Below are 23757 nucleotides of genomic sequence, written 5' to 3' on the forward strand. Positions count from 1 at the left end.
ATTTACATTATTATGTGTTACATACGGGGGTTAGGGAATTGAAGCCAATTATATTAGGCGTGTGCTCGGCGTTTTTCTTTGCGTTTACATTTGTTTTAAATCGTATGATGGAAGTTGAAGGTGGAAGCTGGATTTGGAGTGCTTCCTTACGCTTTTTCTTTATGGTTCCACTACTGTTGATCATCGTCATCGCTAGGAAAAAACTTTCCGCTACGTTTGCGGAAATGAAAAAAGCGCCAATGCAGTGGGTTATGTGGAGCACGATTGGCTTTGGGTTATTCTACGCGCCGCTTTGCTATGCGAGTGCTTACGGTCCGAGCTGGTTAATTGCGGGAACGTGGCAAATTACGATTATCTCAGGTTCGCTTCTAGCTCCTTTATTTTATGAAACGATTCAAACGAGTAAGGGACCTATTCAAGTAAAAGGAAAAATACCTTTTAAAAGCTTAGCGATGGCCCTCATTATTTTACTTGGCGTAGCCATTATGCAAATTGAACACGCAACAACACTATCGCTTGTGAGCGTACTGCTTTGTACATTGCCAATTTTAGTTGCTTCTTTTGCTTATCCGCTTGGCAATCGTAAGATGATGGTGGTTGTATCCAACCGCTTAGATGCTTACCAGCGCGTGCTCGGAATGACAATTGCAAGTTTACCGTTTTGGATCATCTTAGCGATTTACGGTTTGATTACCGCTGGGCCACCTAGCACCTCACAGGTCATTCAATCGGGCTGGGTTGCTTTGTTTTCAGGCGTTATTGCGACGGTCTTATTCTTTGCAGCAACCAATATGGTCAAAGGTGATATGAAAAAGCTCGGAGCAGTCGAAGCTACTCAGTCGCTTGAAGTATTGTTTGCGCTACTTGGCGAAATGATTCTGCTTGGCATGCCGCTACCTACATATGTTTCGTGCATTGGAATTGTACTTGTTATTGCTGGTATGGCGCTAAATAGCTACGTATCGAGTAGGAAAGGGAATAAAGAGACGAAGGAAGAAATGAAGCAAGCAACAACTCTGTAAAAGTAGATGGGAATTTTGGAGAAAAAGGCTTCATTTACGTACATTAGTGGTAAAATAGAATATATATATTCTATAAAGGAGGAATGTCAGGTGAGTGCCTTAATTGTAGGCTTAGTAGCTTCCGTTCTTTCCGTTTGTTTACTGTTTTCCAATCGTCAGAAGCGCGTTAATAAGGTCCAATCTACGCAGTCGTTACATGCACAAAATATGAACAAGCAGAGTGAGCAAGACGATTCTCTCATGTATTATATATAGGAAGCTCTTACAGTAAAAGTAGGCCGAGAAGATGTAAATGCTTCTCGGTTTTTTCTTGTGGTTTTGATTTTGGTGGGAAAGCTTAGATCTGTACTACATGAATATTTGAAAAAAGTTATTTATTATATGAAAGCCCTTTAAATGCTAATGTGAAGAGTTTTTAGTGTTTTTTAACTAATACTTTTATTACCTAATCAATCCATTATCTTGTATTAATTTGAATCGATTCTCCTTTTTTATATTTTCATAATGAAGCAGGTTCAAATGTGCTTTAATATTAAATTTGTGTAATAAAATACCAAAAAAGAGTTAGGGAGAATGATAAATAACAAAGCAATAAGATTAACTTGTGTCCCAACATTGATACTTGCACTTTTTGTTGCTTTCTGCTTTCCTTTGCAAGCAAAAGGATCTGAAGGATTTCCTGCGGAAGAAGAACTAGTGGAGGAATTAGCAGCTCAACTTGAGTTCTTGATGGAAGAAGCTTTGGTCGTAGAAAATGGACTAAGAACATTTGACTTTGAAAAGATTGAAGATGAATTTGGAAAGGAAGTCCGTGATGAAATTGAGATGTTAACGGTTGGTCTTCAGCCAGTTGAAAACACAAAATCTAGAAATGGGAATTTAATGGTAACGGCATCAAACGAAGCTTGGAAATCATGTATGATAGGAGCTATAAAAGACCATTTCGGAGTAGCGATGGTCACAGCTGCACTTGAAGGTGGGTTATGGGCATATCTTGAAAAGAAAGCTTATAAGGAAGCGGCTAAATTACTAGTGAAGTTTGCCGTAGGCTCAAATGCTGTTGGTTTAGCAGGCACTTTAATTTATTATGGAGGAGTGTGCACCTATAAACATGGATAGTAAGAAAGAAATTGTTAAAAGTTAAGGGGGAATAAATTATGAAATTTAGCAAAGTTTTATATGGGATGGTCCACCTGGTCACTCCTTTAACCTTTTTCTTTATAGCTGTTATTTGGGGGCATTTTGGCTTATCAAAACCTATTTGGGTTAATTTATCAGATAATCTATCAATAATAGGCATATATTATGTAGGAGTAAGTATCCTATGGATTCTAAATATAAAAAGCATTCATAAAGTATCAGAAGAGATAGAAAATAAAAAAGGGTGATGTAATTACTCTTTTAAATGGTCAATCTGAATATAGATTGACTTCTTTTTGTTTTTACAACCTAGTATCTATTTGAGATAACTATTACTTTTAATTTTATAAGTTTAAGAGCTTTTGAACAAACTATTTTAGTGGATGGAAAAAGAATTATTGTCTCACTAGAAATTTTAGGCGCCCATCTATATCAAGGGGAACGAACTGTATTAACCTGTAAAAGAGTAGACACAAAAAAGCACCTAAAATAGGTGCTTTTTATGAAACTAGTTTAACCTTTCCCCAGCTTCATTTTGAATAATAACTTCATATGAATCACCTTGAAGTTGTTTCTTCATCTTATCTGATTCTAAAAATTCCTCTACAACTTTTTCTAGTTCTTTTGCAAATAGCTGCGGTTCTTCTTGACGAGATATTGTAATGTTTAGGTGCGGAGATGGGTTAACTGAATAACCAATTCCAACGACTTCATATTTCTTTTTGCTTAGTAAACCATCCCCTATTGTGGTAACGATTGTTCCCCAGCGTCCGTCTTGTTCGCGTTTTGGTCCGTTTACTTTTGTAAATGTAATGTCCGTGTTTGCTTGATCATATTTCTTTAAAATTTGTTGCGCTTCTTTTTTTATAGCGTCTGTTCTTGTTTCTGTATCCGCTATTTCCAGGTCAATAGAATAGCTATCGTGATTATCTTTATCAACATGAGTAGTAATTCCAATCGTTACTAAATGGTATCCTTTAGCTTTCAATGTTCGTTGTATGTCATCCATGATTTTGCCGTCTGGATAAACAGTTCCTACACTGCTTACTTTATAGTTTTGTTTCTCTAAGGTATCAAAGATTATATCTGTAATTGGTTCAGGTTCAAAAAGCTTTCCAAGGTAAGGGATTTTAGAAGCTACCTGAGCCATGGCAGGTGAGACAAAGGTTGAACCAATAAACAAAGCTGCTAGTAGACATGTGGCTAAGCTTGTATAAAGCAGCTTCTTTTGAAACGGTTTCTTTCGGACAGGTGAATGAATTCTTGTAGCTCTTTTGTCAATTTCCACCATAATATTTTGCTTCATTCTTTTCCTCGTTGATTCGCTCAGCGAAAAGCTTGCATCTAACTCTTTGAAAATATGTTTATTGCGTTTGTCTTGGTTTGCTGTCATATTCATAATCTCCCTTCAGAAGCTGTCGTTCTAAGCCGTGCAGTGCCCGAAATAAAGTAGACTTCACTTTGCTTTCTGACCAGTTTAGAATGTCCGCTGTTTCTTGAAAAGCATCGATATGAACGTATGCTTTTACAAAGGTTTCTTCGGTTAAATCTTCTGCTTGCTGGTAGTCTTTAATCATCATAAAGATAAACTTAAAGACTGCTTCACCGTACTGATCGTACCAGAGAGAAATCTGTTTTTTGGTAAATCGACCAAGTGATTGACGCTCCTTTTTGTTAAAATCTATTGTTTAGAAGAAAGAGTTAGAGAAAAGTTGTGGTTTATATCTATTTTTATCAATAAAAAGTTTAGTTGATTGCTAATAAAAATAAAACTTGGTATATCAGTTTAAGCTGATTTATTGTAGCAAATCATTCAATTCATTTTTGTGAACTAAAAAATGGTATAGAAAAAATAATTTGCCTTGTTGTAAAAATAAAAAGGATTTTGTGCATTTATGTAAAAGAATGTTCTTATGTTAAAACCAAGACAAGGGGAGAAAGCATTATGACACAAAAAAGAGAATTGAAGCCTGAAACAGTAGCTATTCACGGAGGGCAGGAAGTTGATCCGACGACGTTATCAAGAACAGTCCCAATTTACCAAACGTCTTCGTATGTGTTTCATGATAGTGAACACGCAGCAAGTTTGTTCAGCTTACAGAGTGAAGGAAATATTTACAGCCGCATTATGAATCCAACTACGGACGTGTTTGAAAAGCGAATAGCGCTACTGGAAAAAGGAACGGGAGCGCTCGCGGTAGCATCCGGTCAGTCGGCAATTACGTTTTCAATCTTAAACATTGCGTTAGCGGGCGATGAAATTGTGTCGTCATCCAGTATTTACGGAGGAACGTACAATCTATTCGCCCATACGTTAGGGAAGCTTGGCATCAAGGTGCATTTTGTAGATGCTAGTGACGCTAGCAATTTTGAGCATGCTATTACAGATAAAACAAAAGCCATTTTCGCAGAAACAATCGGTAATCCTAAAGGGGATGTTCTTGATATTGAAGCAGTAGCAGACGTGGCTCATCGTCATGATATTCCTTTAATCGTAGACAATACGTTCCCAACACCGTACTTATTGCGTCCAATCGAACACGGAGCAGATATTGTGGTTCACTCCGCTACGAAGTTTATAGGAGGGCATGGCAGTTCAATCGGTGGTGTCATTGTGGACAGCGGCAAGTTTGATTGGAAAAAAAGCGGGAAGTTCAAAGGGCTAACGACACCAGACCCAAGCTATCACGGAGTGGTGTACACGGACGTTGTTGGAGAAAACGCTTATATTATAAAAGCACGCGTTCAATTACTGAGAGACGTAGGAGCAGCCCTGTCGCCATTTAACTCTTTTTTATTTTTACAAGGTCTTGAAACCTTGCATTTGCGAATGGAGCGTCATAGTCAAAACGCACTGGCCGTAGCTCAGTTTCTCGAGCAGCATGAAGCGGTCGACTCAGTGAGCTACCCAGGCTTAGAAAGTCACTCATCTTATTCGGTAGCTAAAAAGTATTTGCCAAAAGGCCAAGGGGCCATTATGACGTTTGAAATTAAAGGAGGAATCAAAGCGGGTCAAAAGCTTATTGATTCGGTTCAGCTATTTTCTCATTTAGCGAACGTAGGAGATTCCAAGTCATTAATTATTCATCCAGCGAGTACGACGCATCAACAGCTAACACTTGAAGAACAGATAGCAAGCGGAGTAACGCCAGGGTTAATTCGTTTATCAATTGGAACGGAAGCGATTGACGACATTATTGATGACCTTAAGCAAGCGATAGAATTAAGCCAAGAATAATAAGAAAAAGAGCAAAAGTGTTCATGATTGCGAACCCTTTTGCTCTTTGTATTGAGTAAATGTAGTAACTTCTCTCAGTAGTAAACAGGAGAGTCAACTATATTCAATGAAAATGTCTTTGTTGTTTCATCTTCTCTACAGTTTAAGAATCCTAACTCTACAAATAAAGATAAGTTCTTATAAACCGTATCGAAGCTGATTCTTTTATTTGTATTCTTCAAGTGATCAATAACTTGCTGAGCAGACAGCTCGGCATCTTGGCGGTCACAAAAAAAAGAGATTAAGACGCGTCTTTGGTTTGTTATGTGATAACCGTTCTGTTTTAAAAAAAGTAAATATTCGTCTGTTGACATGGTTTATATACTCCTTGAAAATTTTTAGTCAGTCAAATCTGTTGTGGAGGACATAAAGGTACAGTGATAAAAGTAGTTTAATGATTGTTGGGACTATAGGTTTGTATTATTTTATATCCTTCAAAAACAGTATTTCTTAAATACTTGTTTAAACAAGTATAATCGAGAACAGTCTTTATTTACTAGAAATAAAGACTGTTCATATTTAGCTGTTTGATATAAATCTTAACACGCGGCTAACAACCGAGGGAACCATTGAAATATGATTCTCTTCATCAGCTTTATAATACGTTACGTTAAGGTTGCTGCTTGTAGCGGGAAATAACGTATGAAATAGTTCACTTGAATCAGAAATCATAAAGTCAGTTTCTCTAGAGCCCACTGCTAAAAATAGATTCAGCCTGTTTTTTTGTTTATGAAGATTTGTCATAAATGGTTCTACTCTTGTTAGGATATAGCGGTTATCCCACCAGATAGAAGGGCTAATTGCTATGTAATATTGGAAAGCTGTAGCTTTAATAAACAGCGTATATAAAGCAAATAATCCTCCTAAAGAATGTCCGAATAAAGTTTGATGCAAGACATTTATAGAAAAAGTCTTTTCAATTTGTGGTTTTAGTTCCTCTTCAATGAATGCTAAAAAATTTTTAGCCCCACCTGATTTTCCCGCATCTATACTTCTTCTCGAAGTAGGAGTGAAATGATACAAGCGGTTAGCGGTATCAAAATCTTGGTCCGTTGCATAACCAACTCCTACTACAACAGCAGGAGATACCCCTGTTTTCTCACTTTTTCTAGCCTGCAAACGAACGGCATCTTGAACCGTTTGGAAAAAAGCATTTCCATCTAATACGTAAATTACTGGATAGCCTGTAGGTGGAGGAGGCGGTAGGGGTTTTGAAATCACAATTTCATATTGTGTTTGATCTACCTTAGAAGTAATGGACCAAGATTCCGTACTAGAGTTTGGTTGATAAGTAGAATTGCTCATAGAAATCTCCTCATTCAGTTTGTGACGTACATATCTAAAGTAGGCTTTTTAGATGATAAGCTATCATAGCTAAAGCAAACAGGAGCTCCAGTATATGGGTCCACCATTACGCGTGCTTCGATTTCAAAAACTGTTTTAAGTGTTTCAGGTGTAATGATTTCAGTAGGTTTTCCTACGTTTATTAGCTTTCCTTGTTTCATTGCGATGATTTCATCAGAGAAGCGTGCTGCATGATTAATATCATGCAGCACCATTACAACTGTACAATGCTTTTCTACATTGAGTTCTTCAACAATTTGAAGAACTTCAAGCTGATGAGACATGTCAAGAAACGTAGTCGGTTCATCTAATAGTAGAATATCCGTTTCTTGAGCTAAAGCCATTGCAAGCCAAACCTTTTGGCGCTGCCCACCCGATAGATTAGCAATTTGTCGGTTCTTAAAATCCGAAACATTGGTAATATCCATGGCCCAATTAATTAATTCTTGATCTTGTTTTGTAAGTTTATTTACATTTTTACGATGCGGATATCTTCCGTATGAAATCAGCTCTTCCACTTTTAACTGCCCTGGAGCTGTTGGGTGCTGTGGAAGTAAAGCAAGATGCTTAGCAATCTCCTTTGTATGGATCGTTGCTAAGTCTTTTTCTTGTAGATACACTTTTCCGTTTGTTTGCTTTAAAATTCGCCCAATTGTTTTTAATAACGTTGATTTCCCACAGCCGTTTGGTCCAATAATTGTTGTAATCTTTCCTTCTTGTATGTCTAGATTTAAGTTTTGAAAGATAGGTGATTTGTCGTAGCAAGTTTCTAAATCTTCTACGCGGAGAATGCTCATAAGTAATCTCTCCTTCTAAGCTTTTGCTTTTAATAATAGATACAGAAAATAAGGGACGCCGATAATGGAAATGACGATTCCTACTGCAAGCTCAGCTGGGGCAAATACGGTTTTTCCAATAAAGTCTGAGAACATAACCAATAACGCACCGATTGCGCCACTAACTGGTAAAACATAGCGATGATCAATGCCTACCAGGCGTTTAGCGATATGAGGAGCGATAAGCCCAACGAAACCAATACTACCTGAAACAGCTACGCAGGCGCTTACTAATCCAATACTGGTGATGAGTAAAATGGATTTCTCTTTTTGAACAGATACTCCTAAGCTTTTAACACTTGTTTCTTCCAGTTGAAATAAATCAAGTAAGTACGCTTTTTTATAGATGATGGGTATGAAAAGAATAAGCCAAGGTAGCATAGCTGAAATATATATCCAGTTAGCATCATAGATGCTTCCTGAAACCCAAACAGCTGCCATTTCAAAATCAGTTGCCTTCATCTTTAACGATAAATATAAAGATAAAGATCCGAAAGCAGAACCAATTGCAATTCCTGTTAGTAGAAGGCGAGACACATCAAGTTCGCCGTCTTTCCAAGCGAATGTATAAATTAAGAAAGCGGCTAGTAAACCACCAGCCAGTCCAAAAAGAGGCATCATCATGATAGCAAGCCACCCTGTTGCAGCAGTTTGAAACTGAAAGATAAGCATAAAAATAACGATGGCGGTTCCAGCGCCAGCATTGATGCCCAAAATACCTGGCTCTGCTAATCCGTTTCGAGTTATCCCTTGAACAACTGTTCCTGCAATCCCCAATCCAATTCCTACTAAGAGCGCAATGACAATCCGAGGAAGTCTAAAGTCGAAGATAACTAAATCGTAATCTGGATTTGGATCAATGCGCAAAATTGTTTTTATAATATCCCAGATATTCATGTTAAATAAACCACTGCTTATACTTAAATACGCAGAAATAAAAATTAGAATGGTGATGATAAATAGCGTTGCAATATATTTTTGCTGAGGAGTATTAAGCATGCTTTTCTCCTCCTCGTGTTCGAATTAAATAAAGAAAGAATGGTACACCGATAAGAGATGTAATTACGCCCACTGGTGTTTCAAATGGGGAGTTAATAAACCGGCTGATAATGTCAGATACTACTAGAAAGACACCTCCGATTACACCTGCACAAGGTATTACCCATTTATAATCAATGCCGACTAAAAAGCGGGTGATGTGTGGAATAATCAATCCTACAAAACCTACTTTTCCAACAAGCGCAACAGCAATTCCTGTTAAACAAACAACCGCTAAAAGAGAAAGTAATTTAATAGCCTTCGTACGTTGACCTAGACTAATTGAAACTTCATCACCTAGAGAAAGAATTGTAATTGATTTTGAAATTGACAGTGCTAAAAGGAGTCCAATTAAACCAAAAGGTATCGTTAACTTTAAGAGAGCAGGGTCAATTTGATGAAGCTTTGTATTATACCAAAAGCTAATATCTTGAGAAACTTGAAAATAAGAAGCGATAGCTGCAGAGGTACCACTTAAAAAGGTCCCTATGACGGTACCGATAATTGCTAATCTAACAGGAGATAAGCCGTTTGGAAGTAAAGACCCGAATCCAAATACAATTCCAGCTCCTAAAGCAGAACCAACGATTGAAAATAACACCATTTCTAAAGAAGACATACTAGGAGCAAGCACCATGCAAAGCGTAATAACAAAAGCAGAGCCATCTGTAACCCCCATAATGGAAGGGGATGCAAGATAGTTTCTTGTCATCCCCTGCATAATGGAACCCGATATGGCTAAAAATGCTCCTACAAGTAATGCAGCAACCGCTCTTGGTACGCGCGAAGTAAGAATTATATTATGATCCACGTTTGCTTGGTCATAATGAAAAATAGCATTCCATACGGTTTTAATTCCAATATTATCGGCACCATATAGGATTGATAGAATAAGAGAACCAACCACAAATAAAGGAGCCACTACTAAAATGAGCACTGGTAACCAAGTTGTTTTTGTCATATCGGTTAACACCTGTTATTTTGTTAAATCTTTTGATGCTGCTTCTAAAAATTTGGTTTTACTCCATGCTGTACCGCCTTGAGCAAGAGGGTCTACAGAATTAACAAATATTTTATCATTTTTAGCAGCATTCATACTTGTCCAAATAGGGTTGTTTTCTAATTCTTCTAGTCCTTTAGGTTGATTAGCGTTTTCGCTCTCGGCGAATTGTAAAAAGATATAATCAGGGTTCATCTTAGCCATCTGTTCTACTGAGATCATTTCTTGAGCTTTTACACTTTTAATTTCTTCTGGAACAGCAATGCCTAAATCATTGTATAGTACAGGATTTAAATAAACATCCTGTGGATACAGGTTAAGATTACCATTGCGTACTCTAGCTACGATAACCTTTTTATCAGTTAGTTGATCGCCAATTTTCGCTTTTGTTTCCTGAGCATTTTTCGTATAATCTGAAATGATTTTCTCCGCCTTATCTTCTTTACCAGTAAGCTCGGCCATTAAGCGCAAGTTAGCTTCCCAGTTTGTTGAAATATGAGAATAAGGGAAGGTTGGACCAAGTTTTTCTAATTGTTGCGTAACATTTTCGGGAGATTTAGAAGTCCAGAAAATAACATCAGGTTTTAAGCTTAAGATAGTCTCGTAGTTTGGTTGCATTTTTTCTCCTAGTGATTCAGCACCTTGTAGCTCTTTAGCTAAATAAGAAGGTAGCTCACCACCTACTGTAATTGTCCCAACAGGTTTTACTCCTAATACGGCCGCATCTTCCATGGATTCTAAGCTAGCTGCTGCAATTTTCTTAACATTTGTAGGAACAGTATAGGTTTTATCAAGGTATGTAATTTCTCTTGTTTCCTGTTTTGCTTCAGTTTTTTCTTTATCTTTGGCGTTTGTTTCTTGCTTTGTGTCAGACTGTGAAGTTGTTTCAGTGCTACCACAAGCGGCCAGGTTAATACTAATAACAGTTGCCATACTAGCTAAAAATAATTTTTTCTTTACGTTCATCGTTTTATTGCCCCTTTTTAAATGAATTTTAAATTTAAATACTGAATATTAAGAAAATAACGTGTGTGCTGGGTATATTTATCACCTCCTCCCTCAATAATTGAAAATGATTATCAGTATCAATTACTTGCATTGACAAGTATATAACTATGTAAAGATCATTTCAAGAAGAATTTATCTTTATTTATTAAAAATTTTCTAATTAAATAAAAATGGGTAATAAGACCATATTTTATAAAAAAAAGAAAATATGGTTGACATAACTATTGAGAATGTTTATCATTTGACTTGTTTAAATGATAACACTTCTCAATGGTTTTTGGTAGTTTTAAACAAAAAATAAAAGGAGGGCTTATGTGAACACAACTGAACGAAAAGAAGTAGTAATTGTTGGAGCAGAGCAAAAGCAAGTTAAATCAAGGTTTGAAGCCAAAGAGTATCAAATCTTTGTTTCAAAACCTTCAAGTGAACCGCCCGAGAATGGTTATCCAATTATCTATGTATTAGATGCAAACTCCATCTTTGGTACTGTTGTTGAAGCGATGCGTTTGCAAAGTGGTAGGTCAGAAAAAACGGGCGTAGTTCCGGCAATTATTGTTGGAATCGGTTATCCGGTTGATACGCCGTTTTCTGTAGAGCGATATTATGACTTTACATTCCCATCTACAAATGAAGAGTTACCGCTTTCACCATCTGGAAGGGCGTGGCCTAAACACGGGGGGGCTGAAAACTTTTTGCGTTTTATTGAGGAAGACTTAAAACCTATTATGCATCGAGATTTTCATGTAGATCAAAATAAACAAACAATTTTTGGTCATTCCCTAGGAGGGCTTTTTGTTCTTAGCACATTGTTAGTAAAGCCTCATACATTTCAAACCTATATAGCTGGAAGTCCATCGATTCATTGGAATAAACGGTTATTTTCGCAGCTGGAAGAGCAGTTTCAAGAAAAAGCAAGAAAAGAAAAAATTAATGTTAATGTTTTAATTAGCGTAGGAGAATTAGAAAAACACCATAAAAGCGGTATGAACGATAATGCGTTTCAATGTTCCAATCGATTCAAGAAGTATGGACTACACGTTGAATTTAAGGAGTTTGAAGATGAAGGTCACCTTTCCGTACTGCTTCCGCTAGTTAACAAAGCAATAAGGTTTTCATCCGTTGTTTAATAAGGCATTTCTTACGCTTTAAGAAATGATGAAAAGGCAGCAGTCTACCTCTTTTTAAGTGATAACGATAATCTTTATCAATTAATTGAAATCAAAGTAAACTATAGTAATGGAAGGCAGGGGAGTACCTAAATGGAAGCTGAGGAATTGAAAGGAAAGGTAGCACTTGTAACAGGCAGTGCTCAAGGGATTGGAAAAGAAATTGTACGAAAATTAGCTAAGTTTGGTGCGAGAGTTGTTGCAACAGATAAAAATATAGAAAAACTACAAATGCTAAAAGAAAAGTTACAGTCTAAAGGTTTGGACGTAACGGTATATGAAATCGACGTAAGTAATTATAAAGAAGTTAATAAAAAAGTTGATTTAGTTGAAGAACAGATAGGGCCAATTGAAATTCTTATTAACGTTGCTGGCATATTGAAAATGGATACAATCGAATCTATTAGAGAAAAGGATTGGAATGATATATTCTCTGTGAATTCAACAGGGGTATTTAATGTCTCGCAAGCTGTAAGTAAAAAAATGATTTTGCGGCAAGGTGGAAATATCGTCACTATCGGTTCAAATGCAGCTCATGTACCTCGAGTATCGATGGCTGCTTATGCTGCATCAAAAGCGGCAGCGACAATGTTTACAAAGTGCTTAGGGCTGGAATTAGCCAAGCATAACATCCGTTGTAATTTAGTTTCACCAGGCTCTACAGATACGGAGATGCAGTGGTCTTTATGGGATAGCGATAAAGGTGCTGAGACCGTCATTCAAGGAACACCTGAAAACTTTAAGGTAGGAATCCCTTTGAAAAAAATTGCAAAGCCTTCTGATATTGCGAATGCAGTTCTGTTTTTAATTTCTAGTCAGGCTAGTCATATTACGATGAACGACATGTGCGTAGATGGAGGAGCTACTTTAGGAGCATAACATTCAACGTCATCTGTCAAATGGAGGTATAGACATTATGAACAATACTAATCAAACGATTCTCTTAGAAAAACACCTGTTGGCTGATTATCAACCAGGAGATTTTTTTCTAGCTTCTCCAAGCAATACTGTTTTAGGAAAAGGTGTTTTTGCGCAAGTTCCTCGCGATCATACCAATGATAACCAGCTAAAAGGCTTAGCAAATCGTATTTCAGATACATTGATAAATGCAAAATTGGCTGGGCATTCAAAACCAATTGTTGTTGGAGCTGTACCATTCGATTATCAAAACAGCGCTCAGTTAATTATACCTAAGCATGTAGAGATATCTGAATCAGAAAATATTCCAGTAGAGAATGAAGCACCATCTGCTGCAGAGGTTTCATACCGTATTAAATCTGTACCTTCCCTTGAACAATACAAGCAAGGGGTAGCGAAAGGTATTGCACAGATAAAAGACGGAAATCTTCAAAAGATTGTATTATCTCGTTCACTGCATCTTACGGCTTCGCAGCAAGTGAATGTGCCTGCATTGTTAAGTAGTTTAGCACAGCATAATCATCAAGGTTATACGTTCGCTGTTAATTTGAAAGACGAAGGTCATCAGGACAGTCATCATTCCCCTGAACGCACATTAATTGGTGCTAGCCCTGAATTATTAGTTTCTAAGGCAGGCCCAAAAATAGTGGCTAATCCACTTGCAGGATCTAGACCTCGCAGTGCAGATCCTGTTGAAGATGAAAGAAGGGCAGCAGAGCTTTTAGCATCGGAAAAAGATTTGCATGAGCACGCAGTGGTTGTACAGGCAGTAGCAGAAGCTCTTAAGCCATATTGTAAAACGCTAGAAGTACCGAGCCAACCATCCATTATGCATACGGAAACGATGTGGCACTTGTCTACAGAAATTCGCGGTGAAATAGTAAATTCTTCAACATCTTCTTTCCAATTAGCAAGTGCTCTTCATCCAACTCCAGCTGTTTGTGGTACGCCAACAGAAGCAGCTAGAGAATCAATCTATGAAATTGAGCCATTTGACCGAGCTTTTTTCACAGGTATGGTCGGGTGGTGCGATGAAAATGGTGATGGAGAGTGGATTGTCACAATTCGTTGTGCTGAGATTGAAGACTGCTCAATTAAATTGTTTGCCGGTGCAGGAGTGGTTGGGGCATCTAAGCCAGAAGAAGAACTAGCTGAAACATCTGCTAAGTTTCGTACCGTTCTAAAGGCTATGGGAATTGAAGAAGAACGGTTTATATCGAATGTGGAGGAATGATGATGTTAAAGGATTGCCCACTGTGGCCTAAAGAGTTTCAAGAGCTTTACAGAAAAGAAGGGTGCTGGAGGGGAGAAACGTTTGGGGAAATGCTAGAGAAGCGTGCAAACTCTTATGGTGATTGCGTTGCGCTCACATGCGGTGCAAGGAACGTAAGTTATGCAGAGCTAGATAAACGAGTTAATGAGCTGGTGTCAGGGTTCCTAGCAATAGGCCTGAAAAAGAATGATCGGGTTGTGATTCAACTTCCAAACATCATTGAATTCTTTGAAGTATGTTTTGCCCTGTTTAAAATTGGTACACTGCCTGTATTTGCACTTCCAACTCATCGCAGTAGTGAAATTAATTATTTTTGTCAGTTTGCTGAGGCCACTGCATATGTCATTGCAGATAAGCATGCTGGATTCGACTATAGATCATTAGCTCGTCAAGCTAAGCAAAGCGCTCCTAGTTTAAAGCATGTCATTGTAGTTGGCGACTCTCAAGAATTTGTGAATTTATCTACACTATATCGTAAACCAATTCAAAAAAAGCTAGAGGTTTCACCGAGTGATATAGCATTCTTACAGCTATCAGGTGGAAGTACAGGACTATCTAAACTAATACCTAGAACGCATGATGATTATATTTATAGTTTAAGAACTAGTAACGAAGTATGTGGAATGAATGAGAAAAGCGTATATTTATGTGCTCTTCCTGTTGCTCATAATTTTCCTTTGAGTTCGCCAGGGGTACTGGGAACACTATATGCAGGAGGAAGAGTGGTTCTGTCACCAGGACCGAGTCCAGATCAAGCCTTTCCTCTTATTGAAAAAGAACGTGTGACCATTACGGCACTGGTGCCTCCGCTTGCTTTAGTATGGTTAGAAGCAAAAAGTTCGCGCCATTATGATTTTTCTAGTTTACGAGTTATGCAGGTAGGAGGTGCCAAGCTAAGCGCTGAAGTGGCAAGGCGAATAAAGCCTACGTTCGATTGCTTGTTACAACAAGTATTTGGAATGGCAGAAGGCTTAGTAAACTATACGCGCTTAGATGATGACGAGGAAACAATTATTTTCACTCAAGGAAAGCCTATGTCTCCTTATGATGAAATACGTGTCGTTGATGATAATGACGAGGACATAGGGATTGGGAAAGTAGGACATCTTTTAACAAGAGGACCTTATACAATTCGTGGATATTATAAAGCTGAAGAACATAACGCAAAAGCGTTTACGACGGATGGTTTTTATCGTACAGGTGATTTAGTAAGCGTTGATTCAAAAGGCTATCTAACGGTAGAAGGGCGTGACAAAGATCAAATTAATCGAGGAGGTGAAAAGGTAGCTGCTGAAGAGGTTGAAAACCACCTTCTAGCTCATGCAGATATACACGATGTCGCAATTGTAGCCATGCCGGATCAATATTTAGGAGAGCGATCTTGCGCGTTTGTGATTCGTCGCCCGCATTCCACAATCGCAAGCAATGAGCTGAAAAGTTTTTTAAAGAAGCGTGGCTTAGCAACTTTTAAAATTCCCGATCGAATTGAATTTGTTGAAGAATTTCCATACACACCATTAGGCAAAGTCAGCAAAAATAAACTGCGCCAACAGATTGCAGACCAATTAATGAAGACAGTTAACTAATCAAAAACCAAATTAAAAATGAAGGAGTGATTTGATGGCAATTCCAGCTATCACACCATATGTAATGCCTGAACAATCTAATTTACCTAAAAATAAAGTTTCTTGGAGCGTAAATCCAAACCAAGCCGTGTTATTAATTCACGATATGCAACAATATTTTCTTAATAATTACACGCTTTCTGAATCACCTATTCCTGAACTGATTGAACATGTTAAAGCTTTAAAGGAAAAGTGCATTGAGCTAGGAATTCCAGTTGTATATACGGCACAACCAGGAAATCAAAAGTTAGAAGACCGAGCGTTATTAACAGATTTCTGGGGGCCTGGACTTGAAGATGATCCTACGCAAACAAAAGTTATTGATGAATTAGCCCCAAATGAAAATGATACGGTATTAACAAAATGGAGATACAGTGCCTTTAAGCGCACAAAATTAAAAGAAATCATGAAGCAACAAGATAGAAATCAATTAATTATTACAGGGGTTTACGCGCATATCGGTTGCTTAACAACAGCAAATGAAGCATTTATGGAAGATATTCAATCCTTCTTGGTAGCAGATGCTATAGCTGACTTTTCATTAGAGCATCACAAAATGGCCATACAATATGCAGCTGAACGCTGCGCAGTTACCGCTTCTACGGCTCAAGTACTAGATCAGCTACAAGCTAATACAAGCTTAGTTGCTAAAGGTTTTACATTAGATGAACTAAAGGAAGAGGTCGCTAAGTTATTAGAAGAATCTACTTCAGAAATTAAAGAAGATGAAAACCTCATTGACAGAGGCTTAGATTCTATTCGAATGATGAGTCTAGTAGAAACTCTTCGAGGTAAAGGGGTTGATGTTAACTTTATGACACTAGCAGAAGAACCAACGATTTTAAAATGGTGGGAGTTAGTTTTAGATAAACAATTAACAGAAGTAGTAAATGCAGAATAAGGTAGAAAGGAGAGAGAAGATGGTAAGCAATCAACAGGAGCGCTGGACTTTGTCCGGCGCACAATCTGGGATTTGGTTTGCTCAACAGTTAGAACCAAATAACCCAATTTACAATACAGGTGAATATATTGAAATAAATGGACCCGTTGACATTGAAACATTTCAAAAAGCGGTTCAATATACAATTCTCGAAGCTGATGCTCTCCATATTCGCTTCGAGAACGGTGAACAAGGACCTCAGCAAAGAATTGAAAAACCAGACGTATTTAAACTGCAGTTTTCTGATTTGAGTGATCAGCCAAATGCCGAAGAGTTAGCAAAAGAAGAAATGCTTAACGATTTGAAAATGCCAATTGATCTTGAAAAAGATCCGCTTTTTAATCAAGCTTTATTTAAAGTTAATAATCATCGCTTTTTATGGTATCAGCGAATCCATCATATTGTCATGGATGCGTTTGGCTTTTCACTTATTTCGCAGCGCGTGGCGACACTTTATACGGCATTAATGAATGACAACAATTATGAAGAAAGGTTCTTCAATTCATTTCAATCTGTGTTAGAAGAAGATGAGGCTTATCGTCATTCAGAAAGTTTTATAAACGATCAAGAATTTTGGGTTAATCGTTTCGAGGAAAATCTAGAAGTTGCAAGCTTATCCAATCAGGTACCCAAGCGTTCTACTAGTTACCTTCAAGCGACAGGGAATTTATCACCTACTGTAACGAAAGAGTTACATAAAGCATCAGAATTGTTTAATGGAAAGTGGCACGAGTTAATTATTGCAGCTACTGCTTTGTACGTAAGTCGTTTGACTGGTACAAACGATGTTGTGCTTAGTTTACCAATGATGGGAAGGTTAGGTTCCAAAGCGATTAAAACACCTGCTATGGTTATGAACTTATTGCCACTACGGTTACAAGTACGTCCTGATATGTGCTTGTCAGACTTGGTGATGCAAATTTCCACTGAAATTAATGCTATACGAAAGCACCAAAAGTATCGCCATGAAGAGCTTCGTAGAAATTTGAAGCTAGTGGGAGACAACCATCGCTTATTTGGGCCGCAAGTAAATGTTATGCCGTTTGAATATAGTTTGAATTTTGCTGGAAGTCAGGGGGTTACACATAAGTTAGCAACGGGTCCAGTTGATGACTTATCTATTAATGTTTATAGTCAAGCTCATGAAAGCGGGTTAAGAGTTGACATAGATGCAAATCCTACCGTTTATAGCCATGAAGAGTTAAATATGCATCATCGTCGCTTTTTACATCTACTTGAAACTATTTCCAAAGCAGAGAAAGATGTATTCATTGGAAATATCAATCTATTATTATCGCGGGAACGAAAGCAGTTAGTGCATGAAGTTAATGAAACAGTTCAGCCACTTCCTGCAGTGAGCTTGCCTACATTATTTGAAAAACAAGTAGCAGAAAATCCTGAAGCTACAGCTTTACTTTATCAAGGTAAAACTCTGAGTTATCGTCAATTAAATCAACAAGTAAATCGCTTTACTAATTTATTAATCGAAAAAGGCATTGGACCTGAGCAGTTTGTGGCTTTAGTATTGCCACGCTCTGCAGATATGGTAATTGCGATGTTAGCTGTTCTTAAAGCTGGAGCAGCCTATTTACCAATTGATCCTGATTATCCAGCCGACAGAGTTGAATTTATGCTAAGTAATGCTCAACCTACTTACATAGTAACGGATAAAGTAACTAGTAAGCAGCTAGATTATTCGAACATTAATCTACTTATTCTAGACGATGAGCAAACAACAAAAACACTGAAAATTTATTCAGATGAAAACGTTGACCTGACTACCATTTACGGTCCAAGGCATGTATTAAACCCGGTTTATATGATTTATACATCGGGTTCAACTGGTAAGCCAAAAGGAGTTGTCATTTCCTCTGAAGGATTAATTAACTTTTTATTATCTATGAAACAACAGTTCTCTTTAAGTACAGATGATTGTTTACTAGCTGTAACAACAATTGCATTTGATATTTCAGTTTTAGAAATTTTTTTACCTCTAATTAGTGGAGCTAGCTGCGTAATTTCCAGGAAGGAAGATATTAAAGATCCAAAAACTCTAACGAATATGATGCATGAACACAACATTACAATCATGCAAGCAACCCCTACACTTTGGCAGGCGTTGTCCTCAAGTTATCCAGAAAAACTAAGAGGTCTCCGCGTCTTGGTAGGAGGAGAAGCTCTTTCTCGTGAGCTTAAAGACAAGCTACAGGATTTAGAGTGTGAAGTAACTAATTTGTATGGACCTACTGAAACAACAATCTGGTCTTCTTCATTGAAATTGAATCCAGAAGAGAAAGGTGTGCCAAGAATTGGTTTTCCAATTTGGAATACTGAGATGTATGTGCTAGATAACAGTTTACAGCCTGTTCCAGAAGGGGTTATTGGCGATTTATATATAGGTGGTAAAGGGTTAGCACACGGCTACTTAGGACGTATGGATTTAACAGCTGAACGTTTTGTTGCAAATCCTTACGGAGAAAAAGGAAGTAGGATGTATCGCACGGGTGATCTTGTTCGTTGGCATAAAGATGGTTCTTTAGAATATATTAGTCGATCAGACTACCAGGTTAAAATTCGCGGATTTCGAATTGAGGTAGGAGAGATAGAGACTGCGCTAACGAGTCACTCTGAAGTTGCTCAAGCTGCAGTAATTGTAAGAGAAGATATAAAAGAAGATAAGCGTCTAGTTGCTTATCTTGTTCCAACTACTTCTAAGCTTGACCTTAAGAGCCTACGAAACTATATAAATAAGCGATTACCAGACTATATGATTCCATCTGCATTTGTAGTAATGGACGAACTTCCGCTGACGTCTAATGGCAAATTGAATCGAAGAAATCTGCCAGCTCCTAATATTGAAGCGATGGTGACGAACCGCGGACCTCGTACACCTCAAGAGGAAATAATAAGCGATTTATTTAGTGAGGTTCTGGGTGTTTCTAATATTGGCATTGACGACAGCTTTTTTGAATTAGGTGGACATTCTCTATTAGCTTCAAAGCTAATGATGCGTATTCGTGATTCTTTTGGGATAGAATTAGGAATTTCTCAAATTTTTGAGACCCCTACAATTGCTGGATTAGCCAGTCAGTTAGATAAAGGGCAGTCAAAACGACCGCCTATTGAAAAGATAAGCAGACCTGAGCGAATCCCACTGTCATTTGCACAGCGTCGATTATGGTTTTTAAACCATTTAGAAGGAGCAAGCCCTACCTATAATATTCCTATAGTTGTAAGGTTGATGGGTGAGCTGAATATAAAAGCGCTCCAAGAAGCTCTAAACGACGTAGTGAATCGTCATGAGCCACTTCGTACAATATTTCCGAAAGTAAATGGGGAATCCTATCAGCATATCTTACAACCAAATGAAATGCATGTTGAGCTTAAGGTTTCTCATATTAACAAGAGAGAAGTTGAAGAGAAAATAAATGAAGCAGTGAGGTATAGTTTTAATCTTGAGAGTGAACCAGCCGTTCGTGCACAGCTTTTTGCCCTTGACTCTCAAGAATACGTGCTTGTATTGGTTGTTCATCATATTATAGGAGATGGATGGTCGTTAACACCTCTTACACGTGATTTATCTAAAGCGTATAAAGCACGTTATCAAAGCTCAAAAGTAGAATGGGCGCCTCTATCCGTCCAATATGCCGATTATACAATGTGGCAAAAGAAGTTATTAAATAATGAAGAAGCAAATAGCTTAGTCAACGAGCAAATTGAATTTTGGAAAAAAGAGTTAAAGGATCTTCCAGGTGAAATTGATATTCCACGTGATTACTCTCGACCTTTAGAATCCAGTTATCTTGGTGAAACCATAGCAATTAACATTAATGCTCACTTACATCAGAGGCTGTTGGAGCTATCAAGAAAAGCAGGTGTCAGCTTATTCATGGTTTTACAGGCAGGGTTAACAACTTTATTAACAAGGCTTGGAGCAGGGAATGATATTCCTATTGGTAGTCCAATAGCAGGAAGAAATGACGATGTCCTTGACGATTTAATTGGGTTTTTCGTCAATACGTTAGTATTAAGAACCAACACCTCTGGAAACCCAAGCTTTCTAGAATTATTAGCACGCGTTAAGCAGGTAAACTTAAGAGCCTATGACCATCAAGATTTACCTTTTGAGCGCTTAGTAGAAATTATAAATCCTGTAAGATCGCGTTCTAGACATCCTTTATTTCAAATAATGTTAGCTTTACAAAACACACCAGATCCAAAAGTAGATTTACCTAAGGTTAATTCAACTGTGGAAGTCCGTAGCGTTGGTGCAGCTAAATTTGATATGACATTAGAGTTTAAAGAGACTCATAATAAAGGACAAGCTAGTGGTTTAGAAGGGTTTTTGGAATATAGCACAGATTTATTTAAAAAAGAGACAATCAAAACGTTTATTAAACGTTTTTTAACAGTATTAGAATCGGCAGTTTCGCATCCAGAACAGCCAATTGAGCGTTTGGACATTATGACTGACAAGGAACGTCACAAAATTCTTGTAGACTGGAATGAACCTACAACGAAAACATCAAAACATTCATTGACAGAATTATTCGAAAAGCAAGTTGTGTTACACCCTCATCGTATAGCAGTTACTTTTAAGAAAGAAGTATTAACATACCAAGAGTTAAATGAAAAATCGAATCAGCTTGCGCATTGGCTTATTTCTAAAGGAATTGGACCTGAGGAATTTGTCGCTTTATCCCTGCCGAGGTCGATTGATATGGTTATTGGCTTACTTGCGATTCTTAAAGCAGGAGCCGCCTATTTACCTTTAGATCCAGAATATCCAAACGAGCGAATTGCCTTTATGCTACAAGATACAAAGCCTAGGTACGTAGTAACCAACGGTTCTGTATATCAAAAGCTCCCTGATATGAAGGATGCATCTTTAGTATTGTTAGATAATTGGGACATCGTTGAAGAGTTAAAGGGTTGTTCTAGCATTAATCCAAGTGACAATGAGCGCTCACAGCCACTGTCACCTGATCATCCTGCTTATATTATTTATACTTCAGGCTCTACTGGCCTACCAAAAGGTGTGGTTATTCCTCACCAAAATGTTGTTCGTCTTTTTAATACAACAAAGCAGTGGTTTAACTTTAGTTCTGATGATACGTGGACAATGTTCCATTCTTATGCATTTGATTTTTCTGTATGGGAAATTTGGGGACCATTACTATATGGTGGACGCCTTGTTATTGTATCTCATGATGTTACGAGATCACCCAAAGATTTTTTACAGCTGCTTGTTGATGAAAATGTTACGATTTTGAACCAAACGCCATCGGCTTTTTATCAGCTTATTGAAGCAGATAAAGCATCTCCCATTGACCAGAGATTAAGCTTAAGATATATCGTGTTTGGTGGGGAAGCTCTAGAGCTTAGCCGTTTAAATGAGTGGTACGTGCGCCACCCAGAAGGTTCTCCTTCTCTCATTAATATGTATGGCATTACCGAAACAACAGTACACGTTAGTTATTTAAAGGTTACGAAAGAAATCGCTGTTTCAAAGGCTAACAGTTTGATTGGTAAAGGCATCTCGGATCTTGATGTGTATGTGTTGGATTCATATTTGCAACCAGTACCACCGGGCGTTGTTGGAGAAATGTATGTAGCTGGCGAAGGTCTTGCTCGCGGCTACCTAGGTCGACCAGACTTAACTGCGGAACGCTTTGTAGCTAATCCTTTTAGCACTTCAGGTAAGAGAATGTATCGAACGGGTGACTTAGCGCGTTTTTGTCAAGACGGTTCTCTAGATTATATGGGCCGTGCGGATCATCAAATTAAAATTCGCGGTTTTCGAATTGAGTTAGGGGAAATTGAAGCGGTTCTAGCTCAGCATCCTGCTGTGAAACATGCAGTGGTTGTTGTACATGAGGGTGACCCTGGAGACAAACGCTTAATTGCGTACATCGTAGCACCAAATCATAAATCTGAATCTATCGATGTAAATTCAATTCGTCAGTACGTGTCTAATCAACTTCCAAACTATATGGTACCAGCAGCTTTCGTGAAGATTGAAAGTATTCCGCTTACGCCAAATGGAAAACTGGATCGTAAAGCTTTGCCTAATCCAGATTTTGGTTTGCTTGTGACAGAACGTGTACCTCGTAATCCAAAAGAAGAAATACTTTGTCAGCTGTTTATGGAAGTATTAGGTTTAACAAAAGTAGGAATTGACGATGGTTTCTTTGACTTAGGTGGGCACTCTTTACTTGCGGTACAGCTAATGAGTAAAATTCGCGATGCCTTTGGTATAGAGCTTGGAATCGGTAGTCTCTTTGAAGCTCCAACAGTCGCTGGATTAGCTGAATATTTAGAAAAAGGTAGTGAAGGCAGTGCATTGGATAGTTTACTGCCACTGAGAATAACTGGAAAAGAGCTGCCTGTATTTTGTGTACACCCAGCAGGAGGATTAAGTTGGTGCTATGCCGGTTTAATGAAATCTTTGGGTGTGGATTACCCAATTTATGGATTGCAAGCTGAAGGAATTGCTAAGAAAGGACAACATCCTAAATCATTAGATGAAATGGCCATAAGGTATATTGAGAAGATTCGTACCGTTCAGCCTGAAGGACCATACCATCTTTTAGGTTGGTCTCTTGGAGGAAACGTTGTTCATGCAATGGCAACTCAACTTCAAAATCAAGGTGAAGAAGTCAGGCTTGTTGCTATGCTAGATGCATATCCGAGCCACTTCTTACCAATAAATGAAGCGCCTAATGAAGAGGAAGCATTAGTTGCACTACTTGCTTTAGGTGGATATGACCCAGAAAGCGTAGGCGCGGACAAGTTGGATATTGCTAGTGCAATTGAATTTCTCCGCAAAGATGGAAGTGCGCTGGCGAGCTTAAAAAAATCAACTATATTAAACTTAAAAGATACCTATGTGAACTCAGTGCAAATTTTAGGGGAATATAATCCGAAAATATTTACAGGCAATCTTTTATTTTTTAGATCTACAATTATTCCAGAGTGGTTTGATCCGATTGAGCCAGAATCATGGAAATCTTTTATTCATGGTGAAATTGAACAGTATGATATCAACTGCCGTCATAAAGATATGTGTCAGCCTGAGCCACTTGCTGAAATTGGAGAAATAGTAGCACGTAAGTTACTCTCATTGAAAGAATAGATATGCTATTAAAAATGAAAGAGAGGAAGTAAAAA

Annotated in this window: 19 protein-coding genes; 11 read left to right on the forward strand and 8 right to left on the reverse strand. The window is 37.9% G+C overall.

Annotated features, from left to right (window positions below):
* Window positions 1-38 precede the first annotated feature (38 nt).
* From LZP85_RS02900 to LZP85_RS02915, 4 genes are all read left to right on the forward strand, one after another.
* The gene (locus LZP85_RS02900; RefSeq protein ID WP_076512594.1) at window positions 39-1022 is read left to right on the forward strand and encodes a DMT family transporter; all 984 of its coding nucleotides are present in this window, start codon (window positions 39-41) and stop codon (window positions 1020-1022) included.
* Between the two features lie 90 nt (window positions 1023-1112).
* Complete coding sequence (locus tag LZP85_RS02905) at window positions 1113-1277, forward strand: hypothetical protein (protein WP_153301192.1); 165 nt, start codon at window positions 1113-1115, stop codon at window positions 1275-1277.
* 318 nt (window positions 1278-1595) lie between these two features.
* A complete protein-coding gene (locus tag LZP85_RS02910; RefSeq protein ID WP_025909859.1) occupies window positions 1596-2141 on the forward strand; it encodes a hypothetical protein in 546 nt (181 codons plus the stop codon).
* 38 nt (window positions 2142-2179) lie between these two features.
* On the forward strand, window positions 2180-2410 hold the full coding sequence (locus LZP85_RS02915; protein ID WP_206782294.1) for a hypothetical protein: 231 nt from the start codon (window positions 2180-2182) through the stop codon (window positions 2408-2410).
* A 260-nt stretch (window positions 2411-2670) separates the two neighbouring features.
* Here LZP85_RS02915 and LZP85_RS02920 read toward each other — a convergent pair whose 3' ends face one another.
* Together LZP85_RS02920 and LZP85_RS02925 are read right to left on the reverse strand one after the other, a co-directional pair.
* Complete coding sequence (locus LZP85_RS02920; RefSeq protein ID WP_234561966.1) at window positions 2671-3555, reverse strand: DUF4030 domain-containing protein; 885 nt, start codon at window positions 3553-3555, stop codon at window positions 2671-2673.
* The gene (locus LZP85_RS02925; protein WP_309599132.1) at window positions 3527-3847 is read right to left on the reverse strand and encodes an RNA polymerase sigma factor; all 321 of its coding nucleotides are present in this window, start codon (window positions 3845-3847) and stop codon (window positions 3527-3529) included. The genes LZP85_RS02920 and LZP85_RS02925 overlap by 29 nt, the downstream gene beginning before the upstream one ends.
* A gap of 260 nt (window positions 3848-4107) precedes the next feature.
* Here LZP85_RS02925 and LZP85_RS02930 point away from each other — a divergent pair, with 260 nt between their 5' ends.
* A complete protein-coding gene (locus tag LZP85_RS02930) occupies window positions 4108-5400 on the forward strand; it encodes a homocysteine synthase (RefSeq protein WP_119542729.1) in 1293 nt (430 codons plus the stop codon).
* A 74-nt stretch (window positions 5401-5474) separates the two neighbouring features.
* Here LZP85_RS02930 and LZP85_RS02935 read toward each other — a convergent pair whose 3' ends face one another.
* The 6 genes from LZP85_RS02935 to LZP85_RS02960 form a co-directional block, all read right to left on the reverse strand.
* Entirely contained in the window at window positions 5475-5753 is a 279-nt protein-coding gene (locus tag LZP85_RS02935) for a Fur family transcriptional regulator (RefSeq protein ID WP_025909651.1), read from the reverse strand.
* A gap of 205 nt (window positions 5754-5958) precedes the next feature.
* On the reverse strand, window positions 5959-6744 hold the full coding sequence (locus LZP85_RS02940; protein ID WP_206782293.1) for an alpha/beta hydrolase: 786 nt from the start codon (window positions 6742-6744) through the stop codon (window positions 5959-5961).
* Window positions 6745-6758: 14 nt separating this feature from the next.
* The gene (locus tag LZP85_RS02945) at window positions 6759-7580 is read right to left on the reverse strand and encodes an ABC transporter ATP-binding protein (protein WP_025909653.1); all 822 of its coding nucleotides are present in this window, start codon (window positions 7578-7580) and stop codon (window positions 6759-6761) included.
* 15 nt (window positions 7581-7595) lie between these two features.
* Window positions 7596-8618: a FecCD family ABC transporter permease gene (locus LZP85_RS02950; protein ID WP_025909654.1), complete on the reverse strand. Its 1023-nt coding sequence runs from the start codon at window positions 8616-8618 to the stop codon at window positions 7596-7598.
* Window positions 8611-9618 carry a FecCD family ABC transporter permease gene (locus LZP85_RS02955; protein ID WP_206782292.1) on the reverse strand — a complete coding sequence of 336 codons (1008 nt, stop codon included), beginning with the start codon at window positions 9616-9618 and terminating at the stop codon, window positions 8611-8613. The genes LZP85_RS02950 and LZP85_RS02955 overlap by 8 nt, the downstream gene beginning before the upstream one ends.
* Before the next feature lie 15 nt (window positions 9619-9633).
* On the reverse strand, window positions 9634-10623 hold the full coding sequence (locus LZP85_RS02960) for an ABC transporter substrate-binding protein (protein ID WP_226639670.1): 990 nt from the start codon (window positions 10621-10623) through the stop codon (window positions 9634-9636).
* A gap of 356 nt (window positions 10624-10979) precedes the next feature.
* Here LZP85_RS02960 and LZP85_RS02965 point away from each other — a divergent pair, with 356 nt between their 5' ends.
* The 6 genes from LZP85_RS02965 (at window position 10980) to LZP85_RS02990 (ending at window position 23722) form a co-directional block, all read left to right on the forward strand.
* Window positions 10980-11792 carry an alpha/beta hydrolase gene (locus tag LZP85_RS02965; RefSeq protein ID WP_206782291.1) on the forward strand — a complete coding sequence of 271 codons (813 nt, stop codon included), beginning with the start codon at window positions 10980-10982 and terminating at the stop codon, window positions 11790-11792.
* 132 nt (window positions 11793-11924) lie between these two features.
* Window positions 11925-12710 carry a 2,3-dihydro-2,3-dihydroxybenzoate dehydrogenase gene (locus LZP85_RS02970; RefSeq protein ID WP_206782290.1) on the forward strand — a complete coding sequence of 262 codons (786 nt, stop codon included), beginning with the start codon at window positions 11925-11927 and terminating at the stop codon, window positions 12708-12710.
* 37 nt (window positions 12711-12747) lie between these two features.
* A complete protein-coding gene (gene dhbC, locus LZP85_RS02975; RefSeq protein WP_234561968.1) occupies window positions 12748-13983 on the forward strand; it encodes an isochorismate synthase DhbC in 1236 nt (411 codons plus the stop codon).
* Between the two features lie 2 nt (window positions 13984-13985).
* Window positions 13986-15608, forward strand: a complete 1623-nt coding sequence (locus LZP85_RS02980; protein WP_407681854.1) for a (2,3-dihydroxybenzoyl)adenylate synthase — start codon at window positions 13986-13988, stop codon at window positions 15606-15608.
* A gap of 34 nt (window positions 15609-15642) precedes the next feature.
* A complete protein-coding gene (locus LZP85_RS02985; protein WP_025909661.1) occupies window positions 15643-16548 on the forward strand; it encodes an isochorismatase family protein in 906 nt (301 codons plus the stop codon).
* A 19-nt stretch (window positions 16549-16567) separates the two neighbouring features.
* Complete coding sequence (locus LZP85_RS02990) at window positions 16568-23722, forward strand: amino acid adenylation domain-containing protein (RefSeq protein ID WP_226639668.1); 7155 nt, start codon at window positions 16568-16570, stop codon at window positions 23720-23722.
* The last annotated feature ends 35 nt before the right edge of the window (window positions 23723-23757 follow it).

The organism is Priestia flexa (assembly GCF_021441905.1).
Classification (GTDB): Bacteria; Bacillota; Bacilli; order Bacillales; family Bacillaceae_H; genus Priestia; species Priestia flexa.

Bases quoted from the DNA above. Each gene is read 5' to 3' on its own strand.
- LZP85_RS02920 (WP_234561966.1), bottom strand. From the start codon at position 3,555: ATGACAGCAAACCAAGACAAACGCAATAAACATATTTTCAAAGAGTTA.
- LZP85_RS02930 (WP_119542729.1), top strand. From the start codon at position 4,108: ATGACACAAAAAAGAGAATTGAAGCCTGAAACAGTAGCTATTCACGGA.
- LZP85_RS02955 (WP_206782292.1), bottom strand. From the start codon at position 9,618: ATGACAAAAACAACTTGGTTACCAGTGCTCATTTTAGTAGTGGCTCCT.
- LZP85_RS02945 (WP_025909653.1), bottom strand. From the start codon at position 7,580: ATGAGCATTCTCCGCGTAGAAGATTTAGAAACTTGCTACGACAAATCA.
- LZP85_RS02950 (WP_025909654.1), bottom strand. From the start codon at position 8,618: ATGCTTAATACTCCTCAGCAAAAATATATTGCAACGCTATTTATCATC.
- LZP85_RS02990 (WP_226639668.1), top strand. From the start codon at position 16,568: ATGGTAAGCAATCAACAGGAGCGCTGGACTTTGTCCGGCGCACAATCT.
- LZP85_RS02915 (WP_206782294.1), top strand. From the start codon at position 2,180: ATGAAATTTAGCAAAGTTTTATATGGGATGGTCCACCTGGTCACTCCT.
- LZP85_RS02980 (WP_407681854.1), top strand. From the start codon at position 13,986: ATGTTAAAGGATTGCCCACTGTGGCCTAAAGAGTTTCAAGAGCTTTAC.
- LZP85_RS02960 (WP_226639670.1), bottom strand. From the start codon at position 10,623: ATGAACGTAAAGAAAAAATTATTTTTAGCTAGTATGGCAACTGTTATT.
- LZP85_RS02910 (WP_025909859.1), top strand. From the start codon at position 1,596: ATGATAAATAACAAAGCAATAAGATTAACTTGTGTCCCAACATTGATA.
- LZP85_RS02985 (WP_025909661.1), top strand. From the start codon at position 15,643: ATGGCAATTCCAGCTATCACACCATATGTAATGCCTGAACAATCTAAT.
- dhbC (WP_234561968.1), top strand. From the start codon at position 12,748: ATGAACAATACTAATCAAACGATTCTCTTAGAAAAACACCTGTTGGCT.
- LZP85_RS02935 (WP_025909651.1), bottom strand. From the start codon at position 5,753: ATGTCAACAGACGAATATTTACTTTTTTTAAAACAGAACGGTTATCAC.
- LZP85_RS02940 (WP_206782293.1), bottom strand. From the start codon at position 6,744: ATGAGCAATTCTACTTATCAACCAAACTCTAGTACGGAATCTTGGTCC.
- LZP85_RS02970 (WP_206782290.1), top strand. From the start codon at position 11,925: ATGGAAGCTGAGGAATTGAAAGGAAAGGTAGCACTTGTAACAGGCAGT.